We start from the raw sequence: 15,810 nt of genomic DNA on the forward strand, positions 1-15,810 counted from the left end.
CCAAAAGGAGACGAAAAAAGGTGCGGTTCAGCGGCGCCGGCGCCGCAGCGCGCCGGCGAGCAGCAGGAAGCCGGTCGCCATCTGCGCCAGTGCGGCCGGTTCGGGCAGCGGCGTCACGCCGGCCAGGGCGGCGTCGGTGGTCACGTCGTCCGCCTCGCCGGGTTGCAGGCTGAACGTGACCACGTTGCCGCTCGTGCCGGGCGCGTAGCTGAACCGGTCGGCGCCCAGCAGGGCGACCGAGAGATCCATGCCGGACGCGCCGGGCGCCTCGATGCCGCCAAACGCCACGTCGAACGCGAGGATGCCGCCGAAGCCCAGCCATGCGCCGTACTCGTCGCCGTTGCCCAGCACGAGGCTGGAGGCCAGCGTGCCGTGCGGGCTGCCCCATGCGAAGTTGTCGGCGTCGTCGAACGCTCCCGTCACGCGGGCGATGGTGGCGGTGGGCGCGGCGGGCGAGGTGGGAGATAAGGGCCCGGCGAACAGGAAGTCGACGTAGCCGCCCGTGCCCGGCAGCGTGCGGGTATCGATGGTCACGTGGTACAGCGGGTTGGCGCAGGCGCAGCCGGCGGCGGCGAACGTGCCGGCGGCGAGCAGGGTGCGCAGCAGCAGCGATTTCAGGATGTGCATGACGTTCTCCTCAGAGCGTGCCGGTGTAGAGTTTGGGGACGTAGCCGATGGCCGCGCGGGCCGGGTTCAGGAAGCTGGTGGCGACGGTCGCCGATGCGCCCGGCGCCAGCGCGGACACGGGCAGCACGAGGAACGGCGCGGTGCCGTCGCTGCCGGCCTGGTTGGCCAGCGTGACGCCGCCCGTCAGCGCATCGAGACGGAACAGCAGCGTGCCGGACAGCGGCGCGGCCGACGCGTTGGTGAAGGTCACGGTGCCGTTCCACAAGCCGTTCGTGCGGTTCAGCGTGAAGCCCGAGCGGGCGATCTTGACGCTGGCCGTCACGTCCTGGTAGAAGCCCGCGCCCGCCGCCACGTGCGACAGCGTGGCGGCAGTACGCACGCCAGCGTCGCCGGACGCGACGCCGACGCCGGCCCGCGCGCTCGCCGCGAGGGTCGCGTGGGCGGCGTCGAACGGCGTCCACACGACACCGTCCGCGCTCGTGGACGCCGTGAACGTGTCGCCGCCCTGGCGCAGGCGCAGCCAGGTGCCGGCGGCGAAGCCGGTGCCCTGCACGGTGGCCGTCGCGGCGCCGTCGGTGGGGCGCGACAGCAGCTTGAGCGTGCCGGACGCGTCGAGGACGAGGGCCACGAACGCGGCCTGTGCGCCCGTGGCGCCGCGCACCATCACGCCGGCCTGGCCTGCGCCGAGGGCGTCGATCCGTGCGGTGACCATGCCGTCCGGCGTCCACGGCCGCGACGCGAACTGCGCCTGGTCGAAGCTGCCGGCGCCCGTCAGGACCCAGGTCTGCGTGAGCGGATCGTAGGTGCCGGCGCCCGCCGGCGCGGCGCCGCCGATGTCCTGCGCCGTCCACAGGTCGGGCAGGATCAGGCTGTTCGCGTAGGCCTCGATGTTCGTGTACCCGGACGTGCCGAACGGTGCGCCGGCGGCCGCGGGGTCGTTCGTGCCGATGCCGTAGGCCTGCGCCCAGTAGTCGGGGATGCCGTCGCCGTTCAGGTCAGGCAGCGGCGTGCCGCCGTTCAGGATGCCGTAACCCAGGTTGGGCAGGCCGGTACTGGCCTGGTTCTTGGTCAGGCTGCCCCGGGTGCCCACCGACAGGGTGTCGTTCACCGCGACCTGGTCGACCGGATCGCGCGGCCAGACGCCGGCAGATGCGGTCACGTTGAAGTAGGCGTCGGCGGCCGCCAGCGCGGGAATCGCCGGCGTCGTGGGCGCCCATGGCGTGGCCGACGGGATCGAACTGCCCACCTTGTTCTGCGCGCTGCCGTTCAGCGTGCCGTCGCGATTGGTGTCGGCGAAGTTGCCGACCGCGTAGATGGTCTGCTTGTTGTTCACCTGGTAGTAGTAATTGCTGGTCGTCGACGTGCCGGGACCCGCGACGAAATAATTGTTGACCAGGTCGTGCGAGAAGTACCCGCCCGTATTCCCGACCGTGTAGCCGGCCTGGTAGTCGTAGACGACGTTGTTGATGAACTGCGTGTTGTCCTTGGAGAGCGGCTGGCGGTTATGGCCGTTGACCCACAGGTTGCGGTAGAACGTGGACGGCCCGCCCTCGACGTGGGCGCCGAACTGCTGCCCGATCGGATTCGCGATGATCGTGTTCTGCACGGTGAAGTCGACGGCCTTGACGGCGTCGAACGAGTCCCATTGGCCGTACTCGATCGAACAATGGTCGAGGATGAAGTTCGTCGTCTTCGACGCCCCGATGGCGCTCTTGCCGGTCAGCGGATCGAGGTTGCCCTGGCGGACGCGCAGGCCGCGCACGATGATGTTGGACTTGTTGCTGAGCGAGACCTCGCCGCCCATGATGCCGACGCCGTCGCCGGGCGCGGTCTGGCCCGCGATCGTGATGTTGCCCTGGACGGACACCGGCGACTTCAGGACGATGTAGCCGCCCACGTCGAACACGACGATCCGGTTGGGGACGTTCACGGCGTCGCGGAACGAGCCGGTGCCGGCGTCGTTCAGGTTCGTGACGTGCACGATCGCGCCGCCGCGGCCGCCGGTCGCGCTGGCGCCGAAGCCGACGGCACCGGGAAAGGCGGGCACCTGGGCGAAGCCGGGAAGGGCGGCGAGCGCCAGGGCGCAGGCCACGGCCAGCCGCGTTGGATTCTTGAATCGCATGGCGATACCTTTCTGGTCAAAGGGTGCGGAAGTTCACGCCGACCATGATGCGGCGGCCGGAATAGGCGTAATCGAGCAGGTTCGCGGTGCCGTCGGCGAACGGCGTGAACGCGCCCTGGCTGTGCGAGGTGGTCGCGTTGCCGAGGTTGCGCCCTTCGACGAAGACCTCGACCGCGGGCGTGATCTTGTACGAGATCTTGCCGTCGATGAAGCGGGTGGCGTCCGTGAAGTTGGGCGAACCGGGGTTGTACGGCATGCCGATGCGGCCGCCGCCGACGTTCGGGTAGTTCAGCATGCTGGTCGACCCGCCGCAGGCCGCGATGCAGTTGAAGTGCGAGCCGACGGCCTGCACCGCGATCCGCGCCGACAGCCGGCCGTCGTCGTACCAAAGGGCCGCGTTGTAGGTGTACTTCGACTCGTTCTGCGGCGGCAGCGGGACGCCGGTCAGCAGGTCGACGATGTTGGCCGTCGTCGTCGCCGAGTGCATCTTCGTGTAGTTGCCGTCGAAGCCGGTGTAGCGGAAGAACCAGGGCAGGAAGGTGAACGCGGTCTTGGTGCTGAACTCGAGGCCCTTGCGGCCCGTCGTGGAACCGTTGATCCAGGTCGAGTAGTTGAACAGGAGGTCGCCCAGCGACGCGCCGGAGACCGGATCGATCAGGTTCGTGTTGGCGAACAGCGGCGACTTCGACACGCCCTGCGCGATCGCGGGACCGACCTTGCCCTGCTGGCGGAAGCCGGCGATCGTGAACATCGTATCCTTGTTCGGATAGTATTCGAGCGACAGGTTCTGGTTCACGTTCTTCTGCGCCTGCAGGGCCGGATTGCCCACGGTGCCGGAGCATTTCTGCGGGTCCTCGCCCTGGCCGGCCAGCACCTCGTTGTAGGTGCACGAACCGGATGCCAGCAGGCGCGACACCGGCGGCCGGGCGACGGTCTTGGCCGCGCTGTAGCGCAGCACCAGCTTGTCCGGCATGACCCAGGCGGCCAGGTTCAGGCTCGGGAGCACGTCCGACGTCTTGGCGTCCGTGACCGTGCTTTGCTGCACCGTGTTGGTCACGGTGCCGCCCACCGCGTCCGGCACGTCCGGGTCGAAGCTGGCCGTCTTGGTGATCGACGTGAAGCTCATCATGCCGGTGCCGTGGACCTTGGTGCGCACGTAGCGCACGCCCACGTTGCCGTCCAGCTCCCAGCCGAACGGCAGCGGGTGGTCGGTGAACGGGATGTGGTCCAGGCCGAAGTCGCCCATCAGGTAGAACGCATCGGTGCGTTCCTTCAGGTGCTGGGCCGGCTGGTCGTGGAGCTGGCCGTCGTTGGCGGTGCACTGCTTGACGCAGTCGAAGTTCGTGTTGGGGATGTTCAGGATGCCGAACAGCTTCTCGACGTCGATCTGGGTCCAGTTGTCGATCAGGCCCGCCGGCCGGCCGCTGGCGCCGCTGAAGAACTGCGTGGGCGTGGCCTTCAGGGTCATGACCTGCTTGAGCATGTCCATGAACTGGTCGGTGGTCATGACCGAGGCGCCGTCCAGGATCTGGCGGATGTCGCCCTTCGGGATCCAGCCGTACACGCACTTGTTGCCGCCGGGCGCCAGCGAGCCCGGCGTGTCGGCGCAGCCGTACATCGTGCTGCGCAGGGTCGGCGACGGCATGACGAGCGGTTCGACATAGCCCGGCTTGCCGTAGCTCCCCACCGCATTGCGCAGGATGTAGCCGCCGTTGTTGATGTTCCAGTTGTCGTTGCGCGTGTCGCGCAGGTTGTAGCCGGTCTTGAAGCGCTTGAAGAAGGGAATGGACTCCGGCGTGGCCCACGTCACGTCGACCTTTGCGGTGCGCTCCTCGCTGAAGTACATCGTCGGGACCCAGGTCAGGTTCGGCGAGGACGTGACCGCGTTCTGCTGGGCGGCCGTGTACGCGGGCGTGGCCGTGGTGATGTAGGTGCTCAGCGGGACGGCCCCGCTGGCGCCGCGCGGATACAGCTTGGCGAAGCGCGACAGGTCCGAGTTGTCGGTCGGGTTGAAGCCCGGGAAGCTGTAGCCCCACAGGCCGTTCGGCAGCACTTGCAGGGTGCCCGAGCCGTAGTAGTCGTTCAGCGTCAGGTCCTTGACGCCCTTCTTGAAATCGGACCGGGCGTCGCCGACGAAGAATTCGGAGGTCAGCCCGCCGCGCTTGAAGGCGCCGCCCAGCTGCAGGTAGCGCGCGGTGGTGACGCCGATGCCGTGGCTCTGGCCGGTCTTGGCCACGCCGTTGCTGTTCGTGTTGTCGAACGTGTATTTCAGCAGGTGGTGGTTGGCGTCGACCACCGCGGAACCCGGTTCGACGTTGGTCGCGCCGTTCTGCACGCTGAAATTACCCATCGAGAACGACAGCGAATTGATGTCGTCGTGGCGCTTGTTGTAGCTGCCCTTGGCGTACACCGTCAGCTCGTCGCTCACCTTGAAGTCGGCGCGCAGGTCGAGGTTCTGGCGGCGGTCGATCTCGCGCCTGACGACGTAGCGCGGACCCGACGGGGTGTAGTCGTTCCACTGGTTCAGGCAGGTGTTCAGCTCATTCGTGCGCTGCGTCTGGGCCGCGGTGCGGTTGGCCGACACGATCGTGTTCAGCTGCGCCGCGCTCAACGCGGGGAAGGCGCCCATGCAGTCGGCCTTGCTCTGGGCGGCGGCCGACCGGGTGATCAGGTCGAGCGGCGTGGCCGAATTGAAGCTGCCGCCGCCGATCAGGGGTGAGGACAGGATCGGGTTGCCGGTCGCCGCGTCGGCCGTGTTGACGGTGCCCGGCTGGAAGCTGAAGGTCTTCTGCGGCGAGTTGTCGAAGTCGTACAGGCGGTAATAGCCCTGGTTGCTGCCCGAGACCTGGGCCAGGTGCCCTTCGTTGTCCAGCGTCGTGGTCGAGGCATTCAGCACCACGCCCAGGCGCCCGTGCATGAACTTGTCCGCGAGGATCAGGTTGGCGTCCGGTTCCCACTTCTTGTTCAAGCTGCTCTGGCTGCCGGCCAGGCGCAGCGAGGCGAACGGCTTCTTGAAATCGAGGCCGGTGCGGGTCTTGATCTGGATGCCGCCGCCGAGGGCGCCCTCGGTCATGTCGGCGGTCGAGCCCTTGACCACGTCCACGCTCTTGATCAGGTCCGCCGACAACTGGCGGAATTCCATGCCGCGGCCGTCGCCGCCGCCGTTCATGTCGCTGCCGCCGGCCGACTGCACGGCCTGGCCGTCGAGTTCCACCCGCGTCAGCTCCGGGCCGTTGCCGCGCACGGCCACCGTCACGCCCTCGCCGAAGTCGCCCCGGTCCAGCGCGATGCCGGCCATGCGCGAGATCGCCTCGCCGACGTTCCGGTCGGGCAGGGCGCCCACGTCCTCGGCGACGATCGAATCGATCGCGGTGGCCGCGTTCTTCTTGCGCTCGATGCTCGATTGCTGCGACGCGCGGGTGCCGACCACTTTCACCTGCTTCACCGCGCCGGCGTCGCCGGCCGCCTGGGCCGGCTGGTCCACGCCCTGGGCCTGCGCATGCGCCAGCGGCGCGCCCATCATCATGACCGCCGCCGATACCGCGCAACAGGTCGCCTTTCGTTGGCTGGGAATGCCCGATTTTGTCATTGTCTCCTCCGTCATATTGGAACCGCTCGACGCGTTGTCGCGTGTACCCGCGGGGCGTTTCAGAATCACGACGGTGCCGCTCGCGCCGATCCGTCCGATCAGGCTGGTGCCCTTGAGCAGCCGGTCGACTGCTTCGGAGATGACGAACGTGCCCACCAGTGCATTGGTCGTCACGCCGTCCAGAATATCGGCCGAGGCCAGGATATTGATGCCGGCCTGTCGCGCGAATTCGGGAATGGAGTGCGTCGCCGCGCCGGCCGGTATGTTGAACGGCTGCGGCACGTCCTCGGCATGCGCGGCACCCGCATGCGCCGCCATGCTCACGGCGACGACGATGCCTGCTCTTCCGATGTAGTCATGCAGTTGGGTCATGTCTCTCTCCTGGCTTCACCTGGATGCGGAACTATGCTGCCCCGTTATAAGTAAAGACGGACGGCGCTCCGGTTTCCTCGGACGTGCCGGGTGCCGGATTCATTCGCTCAACAACATGAGCGGAGCCTCGATGGATGCAAACGAAACAGACCCGGCGCGCCTTGCGGCACGCCGGGTCCGTGGAGGAGCCGAAGGGTGATGCGCAATCCCGCAATCAGATGGCGCGCCGGCCGGCGTCGTGCGCGCGGCCGATAAGAATCCTTTCCGTGGTGATTTCGACCGGCACGTCCAGGATCAGGCTGACGTCCCTGGCGAACAATTCCGGGGCATCCAGCTGATACTGGCCGATCAGGCGTTTGTCCTGCAGCGCGGGATCGACGATGACGATGGTGCGCGGGCTGTAGCGGTTGAAATCGGCCACCGCTTCGCCCAGCGTCTGGCGCGTCAGCACCAGTTTGCCTTCGCGCCAGGCGAGGCGGCGGTTCACCTCGTCGGGCTGGCGCGTCACGGGAATCGCCTTGGCGTCCGGGGCCAGGAAGGCGTGTTCGCCCGCCGTGACCAGGCGCCGCGCCGCCGTGCCGTCGCGGCTCCAGACTTCGACCGTGCCTTCCGTGACCAGCACCTCCGACCCGGACGCCAGCCGCCGGACGGAAAACGCGGTGCCGACGGCGCGGATCAGGGCATCGCCGGCGGCGACGATGAACGGCTTCGATTTATCCTTGGCCACTTCGAACCACGCTTCGCCTTTGCGCAGGTTGATCCTGCGCTGGTGTCGGGTAAAGGCAACTTCGATCTGGCTGCCGCTGTTGATGCTGGCGATCGATTTGTCCTGCAGCGGGACGCGGCGGAATTCGCCTTTCGCCGTGCTCAGGACCGTGCCCTGGTGCAGCGCCGCATAACCGAACGTGCCGGCCACCGCCGCCATGCTCGCGGCCAGGCCGCCGAGCACCAGGTTGCGCCGCCGGGACCACACGCGGCCGCGCGTCTTGTCCGCAGCGGGAACGACCTGGTTGCCGGTCGCGATATGCATCGCGTTGTCGATCGCCAGGGCCCGCGCGTACGCGCCCCGGTGGCGGATATCCGCCGCGTACCACGCGTCGAATGCCGCCGTGTCCGCGCGGTCCAATGCGCGCATCCGTTGGCGCACGACCCATGCGAAGGCTTCGTTATCGATCTCTGACATTGCTCGTCTTTACCGCACGTTTGGGTGCCGCGGCCGGGCGTTCGCCGTCGGCCCGCGCCATGCCGTGCCTGGAAATCATTTCCGACATCAGCCGCATCCCGCGCATCATTTCATGTTCGACGACGCTGTCGGTCAGGCCCAGCGTTTCCGCCGTCTCGTTCTGCGACATGCCGTGCACGCGGCGTGCGCGGAATACCGATTTGCAGCGGTCCGGCAAATTGCCGATCAGGCCGAACACCCATTTCAATTCCTCGCGCGCGAACACCACGCGCTCCGGCGACGGCGCGGTATCCGCGACGTCCAGTTCCTCCAGGTTGGCCATCGTTTCGATGCTGACGACCGCATCGCGCCGGATGCGGTCGAGCACGATGTTCTTCGCCGTGCGGAAGACGAAAGCCTTCGGGTTGAGGACATGGCCGAGGTCCGGCATGACGAGAATCCGGTAGCAGGTCTCCTGGATCACGTCGTCGATTTCGGCGGCGTTGACGCAGACGCGGCGCAGCATGCCGCGCAGTTCCGCCTCGTGCGGCAGAAAGTTTATTGTCAGCCAGTCAATGACTTCGTTATCCATGCGGTTGCTCATCCGTGGTCCCTATCTGTTAAGACGAACGCCATGAACATTTCCTCAAGATTTTTTCAGGGGCTGTCGACAAGCTTGCCGGCGATCGTCACCCGGGTCAGCACGACGTCGCGGGCGTTGTGGAGGTAGATGGGTTCCTTGCCGTTGCGCGGCGTGCCGAAGTCGCAATCGGTGAGCGTCACGTTCGACACCGGCGGGATGGGCGTGCCGGCCGGTCCGTTGAAGCTGGATGCGACCGGCCCGAGGATCACCACCGCTTGCCGGCACGAGAACGCGCCGTCGGCCATCGGCGCGTTCCCCGCGCGCAGGTTGGCGATGTGGATGTCCGACACGGCGGTCGGGCGCGTGCGCACGGCGTCGTCGCCGGCCGCGTAGTCGCAGTCGATGGTGACGATGGCGCCGCCGCCGGTGGCGATGCCCGGGCGCGGGCGCGCGTCGACGCCGTTCGGCACGGTCACGTCGCGCACGTACAGGTGGCGCAGGAAGCCGCCGCGGTTCATGTTGGCCTTCAGGCGGATCGCCGATCCGAGCGGCTCGGTGGCCCAGTGCGCGTTGCGGAACTCGATGCGCTGCGCGTACACATGCTCGATCCCGCCCGCCATCTCGCTGCCGAGCGTGATGCCGCCATGGCCGCTGTTCATCACGCTGTCCTGGATGACCACGTTGCGCGTGGCGCCGTATTGCGTGTCGCGGTTCTTGCCGGACTTGATGGCGATGCAGTCGTCGCCCGTGTTGAAGGTACAGCGGTCGACCAGCACCGTATCGCACGACTCGGGATCGAAGCCGTCGTTGTTCGGCCCCAGGCTTTCCATGTTCACCCGGCTGATGCGCAGGTTGCGGCACGCGACCGGGTGGTGCTGCCAGAATGGTGCGTCGACCACCTGGTAGTTGTCCAGCAGGACGTCGCTGCAGCCTATCAGCTCGATCATGCAGGGCCGCAGGTAATGGCCGATGCCGAACACGCGGCGCGCGACCGGGACGCCCGCTTCCGACAGCGCGGGCAGGTAGCGCGGATCGCCGTTCCAGCGCGGATGCGTGCCCTGGACCAGCGCGCGCTGGTCCGCCGTCAGCCAGGGTGCGACCTTCTCCAGCGGCGCGTTCAGCGGATTCACGGTGGCCGCGTTGACCCGGCCTTCCTTGCGGTCGACCCAGTCCCACCACGGACCCGTGCCGGCGCCCACGTCGACGCCGGCCTGGCCGTTCAACACGCTGGTCCAGTCCGCGCCCGTCAGCGCGATATTGGTCTGGTTGAAGGCGTACACCAGCGGCGAATAGTTCAGGAGGTCGTTGCCCTGCCAGCGCGACAGCACCAGCCGGCCCGCCGGGCCGCAGTCGATGTCGCCGTACTTCGCGTAGTCGGCCGGGTCGGCGCTGAAATAGATCTGCGCGTTCGCCGCCAGGTGCACGTGCACGTTCGAGCGCAGCACGATCGGCCCCTTGCAGTACCAGCTGCCGGCCGGGACCAGCACGCGGCCGCCGCCCGCCGTGGCGGCCGCGGCGATGGCGGCGGCGATCGCCGGGTAGCAGTCGGCGGCGCCGGGCGCGGGCGTCAGCACGTCTCTGCGCCTGCTGCGCCAGGCGGATGTTGCCGGCACCAGCGCGCAGGGCTTCGCGCCGAACGCGGTGATCGGAATATCGCGGTCGGGGAAGACGAGGGGACGCATGCAGCGCTCGACGATCCGTTGCGCGCGCTGCCACGGATCGTCCGGCGCCGGCGCCGGCGTGGCCGCCGCGGCGGCGCGGGAGGCCAGCAGCGCGCCGGCGGCCGTCGCGCCATGCAGGAAGCGGCGGCGTCTCATGGCAGCGGCTTGAAGCCTTCGGCCCGCACGACCCAGCTGCCGTCGGTGGGGAAGCCCGGCGCCGGATGCGCCGGCGCGCCGTCCCAGCCGCCCGCCATCATCGCCACGGCGGCCAGCAGCGCGCCGTTGCCGGGCAGGTAGACCGGGAGTTTCGTATTCGGATTGTGGCCCGCCTGCGTATAGCCGTTGTTCGGGCCGTCCGACTTGAGCAGCACGCCGACCGCCGCTTCCGGTTCGCCCAGCCGCGCCGCCGTCATCGCGATCATCGGGTAGTCCCAGCCCCAGATCTTGGTCTTCCAGTCCCAGCTCGCGAGCACCGCGTGCAGCGTGCGGCGCATCGTTTCGCGGTCGACGCCGTCGCCCGGCAACTGGCCCAGCGCCATCAGGAAGGACGGGTGGTCGTGGCGGCTGTCGACGTTGTCCCAGGTGTCGGGATGCGATTCCAGCGCCACGTACTTGCCGTCCTTCTGCGGCAGCGCGGACAAGTGGGTGCGCTTGTTTTCCCAGTCCGGATCGCGCGCCAGGCCGAGGCGCTCGCGCCATTCCTGCGCGATCTCCAGCCCGCGCGCCCAGTAGCTCAGCTCATACGTCGGATTCATGCTGGTGCGCTGGTCGTAGATCTCCTGCGCGATCCACAGCGGCGGCCCGAGCACGTAGCGCTTGTTGGCGGCGTCCCAGTGCAGCATCGACGCCATGCACTGCGCCGTCTCGAACACCAGGTCGCGGTAGCGCTCCAGCGTCGCGCGCGTCGGATTGTCGCGGTACAGCAGCTCGGCCAGGTGGATGGAATGGGGCTGGTTCCACACGATCAGCGGATTCCCGCCCGGACTTTCGCGGCCTTCGGGGCCCGTCATCTTCATCCAGCGCGCCCCTTGCAGGCCGCGCTCCTGTGCGACGGCGCGCGCCTGCGGGAGCGTGCGCCGGAACCAGTCCAGCGTACGCGCCGTGAATTCGGGCCGGCCCCACAGCGCGAAGTGGGCCGTGTGCCACCACACCATCTCGGTATGGTGCTTGCCGTACCAGGTGGACGTCGTCAGCCCGCTTTCCGACGCGGGCGTCGTGTCGCCCAGCTGGATCGCCGTCAGGTATTGCGACAGCACGACGCGGCGTTCCAGTTCCGCCGCGCGCGGGTCGGTGCTGCCGCTGAAATCGACCGCTGCGCCGCTGCGCCAGAAGCGCTCCCAGTACGCCCCGCTGGCCTGGACGACGGCGGCCGCGTCGTGCGCGGGCGGGCGGCCCTGCTGCGCGAAGGAGATCGTCAGCTCGAGCGTGTCGCCCGACCGGGGCATGATCTCGAACACGTGGGCGCCGGGATGCGCGATCGTCAACGGCGTGCCGCTCGCCAGCGTCAGCGCGTAGCGCGCGGCGTCGCGCACGTGTTCGAGCACCAGCGTGCGGTCGGTCTGCGCCAGCACCCGGGTGCGGTGCCCGTCCGGGTGCGACCAGTCGAGCGGCGGGTTGTGGTGGTCGGCCATCGTGTAGCCGTAGGGCAGGGCGATGCGCACCGCGATGCGGCCGCTGGCCAGCAGGGGCGACCGGATGCGCAGCGCGAGCGTATCGCTGTCCGGATCGACGGCGCTGCTGACGCTCACGGGCTGGCCCAGCAGCCGCACGCGGCTGTCCAGGCGGCCGCGCCACATGTCGAGGCGCTGGTCGACGCCGGTCACGTCGGCGGCGGTCAGCTTGCGCGCGCCGGCGCCCGCGAGCACGAAGCCGATCTGCGGCAGCGGTTGCAGGTGGGGGTTCTCGCGCAGCCACTGGCCGGCCGCAGTTTTCGTGTTGGTCGGGTAGCCGACGGTACGGCCCCAGGCCGTGTAGTCGCGGTTCGCATCGGCCAGCTTGTAGCCGTGCGGGTTCGGGTCCTCGTGCCAGGACCAGCGCGCCTGGGTCTCGGTCGGCGTGCCCTTGTCGTGGTACAGGTCCGGCAGCGATTGCAGGCCCGTCACGTCGGCCGTGAACGCGAAGCGGCCGTTGCCCACGCTGAGCGGCGCCATCGGGTCGATCGCCGTGAGGTGCGGATCGTGGCGTTCGACGAGGGCGCGGCGGTCGATCGGGGCCGACGCCGACGCGGCCGCCGCCGCCGCGTGCGCGTGCGCGTCCACCAGGGCAAACAACAGCGCCATGCCGGCGACTTTCGTGATGGACCGGATCATCCCTGCTTCTCCTGTGCGGCGACGGTAAAGGAACCCGGCGGCAGGCCGTCCACGCGGCTGTCGCGGCCCAGCGCCACGGGCGCATCGGCGGGCAGGCGCAGCGTCGTGCGGGAAAAGCGCCAGTCGCGGGCGTCGCGGATGTAGCCGCCGCTCGCGGCTTCGATGTCGATGCCGTCGAAGCTGAAGCGCTGCAGCGGCGCCTGCGCGAACGCGGCGATCTCGAACGCGGTCTTGGCGCCTGCCGCCTTGACGTTCCAGATCTTCACGTCGTGGAAGCGCGCGATGCCTTTGTCGGGCGGCACCGGCGTCGCCATCACCTTCCAGTGCGCCGGCACGTCCTTCACGTCGGGCGGAATGCTGGCGTAGCTGTACGCGGGGTTCCAGTTCATGTTGACGCGCATGACGACCGGCGTGCCCTGCATCGTGATGTCGTGCAGCCGGATGTCCTCGCCCCAGCCGCCGCGCGTGTGCGCGGACTTGAACAGGATGCCGACCGGCGTGTGCTGGTCGAACGCCAGGTTGTACGCCTCGATGTTGCGAAAGCCCCCCGAGGTCTCGCTGCCGAACACGATGCCGCCCTTCGAATAGCGCACCTTGACGTCGTGGATCACCACGTCCTCGGTCGGCCGGTTCACGCGCAGGCCGTCGGCGTCGCGGCCCGCCTTCAGCACCAGCGCATCGTCGTTGACGGTGATGTCCGCGTTCGCCACCACCACCTTGCGCGAGGAATCGATGTCGATGCCGTCGGTGGACGGCCCGTGGCCTTCCGCGTTGTTGTCGATCGTGACGCCGTCCACTGTCACGTCGTTCGAGTAGCAGACGTGCACCGTCCAGAAGCCGGAGCGGCGCAGCAGCAGGCCGCCGCCGACCTTCACGGCGGACGAGTCGTACACCTGCACGAGGCGCGGCCGGCCCGCGTCGTAGTCCGACGCCCAGCGCAGGCCGCGCGGCTCGTAGGCCTTGCGCAGCGCCCAGTAGCGCTCCCAGAACACCTTGCCGTCGCCATCGATCGTGCCCGCGCCGACGATCGCCGCGTGTGTCTGCCGGTAGATATTGACGAGCGCCGCCGGCCAGCGCATCTCGATGCCGGCGATCCGCGACGGCAGTACGGGATAATCGTCGAGATTGCGCGACCCCAGCAAGGTGACGCCCTTGTCGAGCTTCAGCGTCACGCCGGATTTCACGAAGATGGCGCCGGTCAGGTAGGTCCCGTCCGGGAACACGACGGTGCCGTGCTGCGCCGCGGCCGCGTCGATCGCGCGCTGGATCGCGCCGGTGTTCAGCGTCACCCCGTCGCCCTTGCCGCCGTAGTCGCGGACGTTGAAGTCGGCCGCGAGGCCGTGGGTGGTCACGAATGCGAGGGCGGCGGCGATGAGCGCTGGCTTCATGGTGGATTCCTTGGCGGGGACTGGGACGTCCGCGTGCGGTCTTTAATAAATTGTGAACGCAGTGTAATCGCGTTCTGCGGCGGTGGCGCAAAAAAACCGTTTTGCTCACGAAGGTGATCGGTTGGCGTGGCGGCGTAGCCCGCGCACATGCCTTCAGCGCGGCGCCGTGTTCTTTCCGGCCGGTCCTTCGCTAGCCCGGCGCGCGGCCGCCATGCTCGTGTGCTTCGCCAGTGCGAGAAAATTGTTCACCTTCGCCGACGCATCCGCTTCGCGCGACGCCAGCGCCAGTTGCGTGACGGCCTTGGCGTCGGTGATGTCGACGTACACCGCGCCTTCCGCGTGGATCTGGCCGACCGACGCCGGCACGATCGACACGCCGAACTCCGCGGACACGAGGTTGACCACGGACGACAGCTGCGGCGCCTGCTGGCCCAGCAGCGGTTCGAATCCGGCCTGGCGGCACGCCGACAGGACTTCATCGTGCAGCATCGGGCTCGCGATCCGCGGGATCAGGATGAACGGTTCGCCGGCGAGGGCCGACAACGGAATCCTGCGCCGCTTTGCCAGCGGGTGCGCGACCGGCAGCACGGCCTTGAACTGTTCGCTGGCGATCTGGTGCAGCGCGACGCCCGCGAACGAATGCGTGCCGGGGCGCAGCAGCGCCAGATCGAGCCTGCCGTCGGCCAGCAATTCCAGCAGTCGCGCCGACCTGTCTTCGGTGAGCGTGAGGCCGACGCCGGGATAGGCGCTGCGGTACGCGCGGATCAGCGACCTGACGATCGGGTGGAAGGTCGCGGACGCGGTCAGTCCCAGGTTCAGGTGGCCGGTCTCGCCGCGCCCCGCGCGCTGCGCATTCAGGAACGCGTCCTGCGCGTCGTTCAACAGGCGCTTGGCGTCGATGAGCAGCGTCTTGCCCGCTTCGGTCGGCACGACGCCGTGGCCCGTGCGGTGAAACAGCTGCACGTCGAGTTCGCGCTCGAGCGCGATGATCTGCTGGCTCAGCGGCGGCTGGCCGATCCCGAGCCGCTCGGCCGCCCGGGTGACGTTGCCTTCCTCCGCGACCGCGATGAAATAACGCAGGTGTCGTAGTTCCATGCCGGTATCTGTTTTAGATATGGATTCAAAACGATCCATATATTGGACAGTATAGCCGTTCTTTACGATAATGAGTGTTTCATCCCTCCAACCCACCATGGAAGCTGTGCCAATGTCCGAAGCTTTGCAAAAACGAAGGCAGCCGATCCGTAATGTGAGCATTACGGACATCACGATGAATTACAAGCAGCCGCCGTCGGCCATCGTGTCGATCCTGCACCGTATCAGCGGCTTCGTGCTGTTCCTCTTCCTGCCGTTCCTGCTCTACCTGTTCGAGCAGAGCGTGCGTTCCGAGATCTCGTTCGCGCACTTCGCCGGGATCGTCAGCCATCCGTTCACGAAGATCGTCATCCTCGGCCTGTCCTGGGGTTACCTGCACCACTTCTGCGCCGGCATCCGCCACCTGTTCATGGACAACCACATGGCCCTCGACAAGGACGCCGCGCAGCGCACCGCGCGCTACGTGCTGATCGTGAGCCTGGTCCTGACCCTGCTGGTCGCCCTCAAACTGTTCGGAGTGTTTTAATTATCATGGCTACCCCCAACAACATCGGACAGCGCCGCCTCGTCGTCGGCGCGCACTACGGCATGCGCGACTGGCTGGCGCAGCGCGTCACCGCCATCGTGATGGTCGTGTTTACGGTCATCCTGCTGGTCTCGTTCCTGACCGGGCAAAACTTCACCTACGAAGGCTGGGCCGGTCTGTTCGCCCGCCAGTGGTTCAAGCTTTTCACGATGGTCACGTTCTTCGGCCTGTTCTACCACGTGTGGGTCGGCATCCGTGACATCTGGATGGACTACGTCAAACCGGTCGGCATCCGCCTGACCCTGCAGATCGCCACGGTGCTCTGGCTGCTCGCCTGCGCCGCCTGGACTGTGCAAATTCTCTGGAGCGTGTAATC

Annotated in this window: 11 protein-coding genes; 2 read left to right on the forward strand and 9 right to left on the reverse strand. The window is 68.0% G+C overall.

The window, feature by feature from the left end; genetic code table 11:
* Positions 1–27: 27 nt before the first annotated feature.
* The 9 genes from ACEN9Q_RS07480 to ACEN9Q_RS07520 all read right to left on the reverse strand — a co-directional run bounded on the left by ACEN9Q_RS07480 (position 28) and on the right by ACEN9Q_RS07520 (position 14,908).
* Complete coding sequence (locus ACEN9Q_RS07480; RefSeq protein WP_495627888.1) at positions 28–627, reverse strand: NF038129 family PEP-CTERM protein; 600 nt, start codon at positions 625–627, stop codon at positions 28–30.
* Positions 628–637: 10 nt separating this feature from the next.
* A complete protein-coding gene (locus ACEN9Q_RS07485; protein ID WP_495627889.1) occupies positions 638–2,749 on the reverse strand; it encodes a hypothetical protein in 2,112 nt (703 codons plus the stop codon).
* A gap of 16 nt (positions 2,750–2,765) precedes the next feature.
* Positions 2,766–6,710 (reverse strand): TonB-dependent receptor, encoded by a 3,945-nt coding sequence (locus ACEN9Q_RS07490; RefSeq protein WP_495627890.1) that lies wholly within the window; start codon positions 6,708–6,710, stop codon positions 2,766–2,768.
* A gap of 214 nt (positions 6,711–6,924) precedes the next feature.
* Positions 6,925–7,893, reverse strand: a complete 969-nt coding sequence (locus tag ACEN9Q_RS07495; protein ID WP_495627891.1) for a FecR family protein — start codon at positions 7,891–7,893, stop codon at positions 6,925–6,927.
* Complete coding sequence (locus ACEN9Q_RS07500; protein WP_082547917.1) at positions 7,877–8,464, reverse strand: RNA polymerase sigma factor; 588 nt, start codon at positions 8,462–8,464, stop codon at positions 7,877–7,879. The genes ACEN9Q_RS07495 and ACEN9Q_RS07500 overlap by 17 nt, the downstream gene beginning before the upstream one ends.
* Before the next feature lie 65 nt (positions 8,465–8,529).
* On the reverse strand, positions 8,530–10,272 hold the full coding sequence (locus ACEN9Q_RS07505; RefSeq protein ID WP_495627892.1) for a glycoside hydrolase family 28 protein: 1,743 nt from the start codon (positions 10,270–10,272) through the stop codon (positions 8,530–8,532).
* Positions 10,269–12,425, reverse strand: a complete 2,157-nt coding sequence (locus ACEN9Q_RS07510; protein ID WP_495627893.1) for a hypothetical protein — start codon at positions 12,423–12,425, stop codon at positions 10,269–10,271. The genes ACEN9Q_RS07505 and ACEN9Q_RS07510 overlap by 4 nt, the downstream gene beginning before the upstream one ends.
* A complete protein-coding gene (locus tag ACEN9Q_RS07515) occupies positions 12,422–13,813 on the reverse strand; it encodes a glycoside hydrolase family 28 protein (RefSeq protein ID WP_495627894.1) in 1,392 nt (463 codons plus the stop codon). Before ACEN9Q_RS07515 ends, ACEN9Q_RS07510 begins: the two co-directional genes overlap by 4 nt.
* Before the next feature lie 153 nt (positions 13,814–13,966).
* A complete protein-coding gene (locus ACEN9Q_RS07520; RefSeq protein ID WP_495627895.1) occupies positions 13,967–14,908 on the reverse strand; it encodes a LysR family transcriptional regulator in 942 nt (313 codons plus the stop codon).
* 112 nt (positions 14,909–15,020) lie between these two features.
* Here ACEN9Q_RS07520 and sdhC point away from each other — a divergent pair, with 112 nt between their 5' ends.
* Positions 15,021–15,434 (forward strand): succinate dehydrogenase, cytochrome b556 subunit, encoded by a 414-nt coding sequence (sdhC, locus tag ACEN9Q_RS07525; RefSeq protein WP_449405785.1) that lies wholly within the window; start codon positions 15,021–15,023, stop codon positions 15,432–15,434.
* Between the two features lie 5 nt (positions 15,435–15,439).
* Positions 15,440–15,808: a succinate dehydrogenase, hydrophobic membrane anchor protein gene (gene sdhD, locus ACEN9Q_RS07530; RefSeq protein ID WP_322404968.1), complete on the forward strand. Its 369-nt coding sequence runs from the start codon at positions 15,440–15,442 to the stop codon at positions 15,806–15,808.
* Positions 15,809–15,810 lie beyond the last annotated feature (2 nt).

This window comes from Massilia sp. Masssp93 (assembly GCF_059491295.1).

Coding starts and splice junctions, on each gene's coding strand:
- ACEN9Q_RS07515 (WP_495627894.1), bottom strand. CDS start 13,813: ATGAAGCCAGCGCTCATCGCCGCCGCCCTCGCATTCGTGACCACCCAC.
- ACEN9Q_RS07485 (WP_495627889.1), bottom strand. CDS start 2,749: ATGCGATTCAAGAATCCAACGCGGCTGGCCGTGGCCTGCGCCCTGGCG.
- sdhD (WP_322404968.1), top strand. CDS start 15,440: ATGGCTACCCCCAACAACATCGGACAGCGCCGCCTCGTCGTCGGCGCG.
- ACEN9Q_RS07500 (WP_082547917.1), bottom strand. CDS start 8,464: ATGGATAACGAAGTCATTGACTGGCTGACAATAAACTTTCTGCCGCAC.
- ACEN9Q_RS07490 (WP_495627890.1), bottom strand. CDS start 6,710: ATGACCCAACTGCATGACTACATCGGAAGAGCAGGCATCGTCGTCGCC.
- ACEN9Q_RS07480 (WP_495627888.1), bottom strand. CDS start 627: ATGCACATCCTGAAATCGCTGCTGCTGCGCACCCTGCTCGCCGCCGGC.
- ACEN9Q_RS07495 (WP_495627891.1), bottom strand. CDS start 7,893: ATGTCAGAGATCGATAACGAAGCCTTCGCATGGGTCGTGCGCCAACGG.
- ACEN9Q_RS07505 (WP_495627892.1), bottom strand. CDS start 10,272: ATGAGACGCCGCCGCTTCCTGCATGGCGCGACGGCCGCCGGCGCGCTG.
- sdhC (WP_449405785.1), top strand. CDS start 15,021: ATGTCCGAAGCTTTGCAAAAACGAAGGCAGCCGATCCGTAATGTGAGC.
- ACEN9Q_RS07520 (WP_495627895.1), bottom strand. CDS start 14,908: ATGGAACTACGACACCTGCGTTATTTCATCGCGGTCGCGGAGGAAGGC.
- ACEN9Q_RS07510 (WP_495627893.1), bottom strand. CDS start 12,425: ATGATCCGGTCCATCACGAAAGTCGCCGGCATGGCGCTGTTGTTTGCC.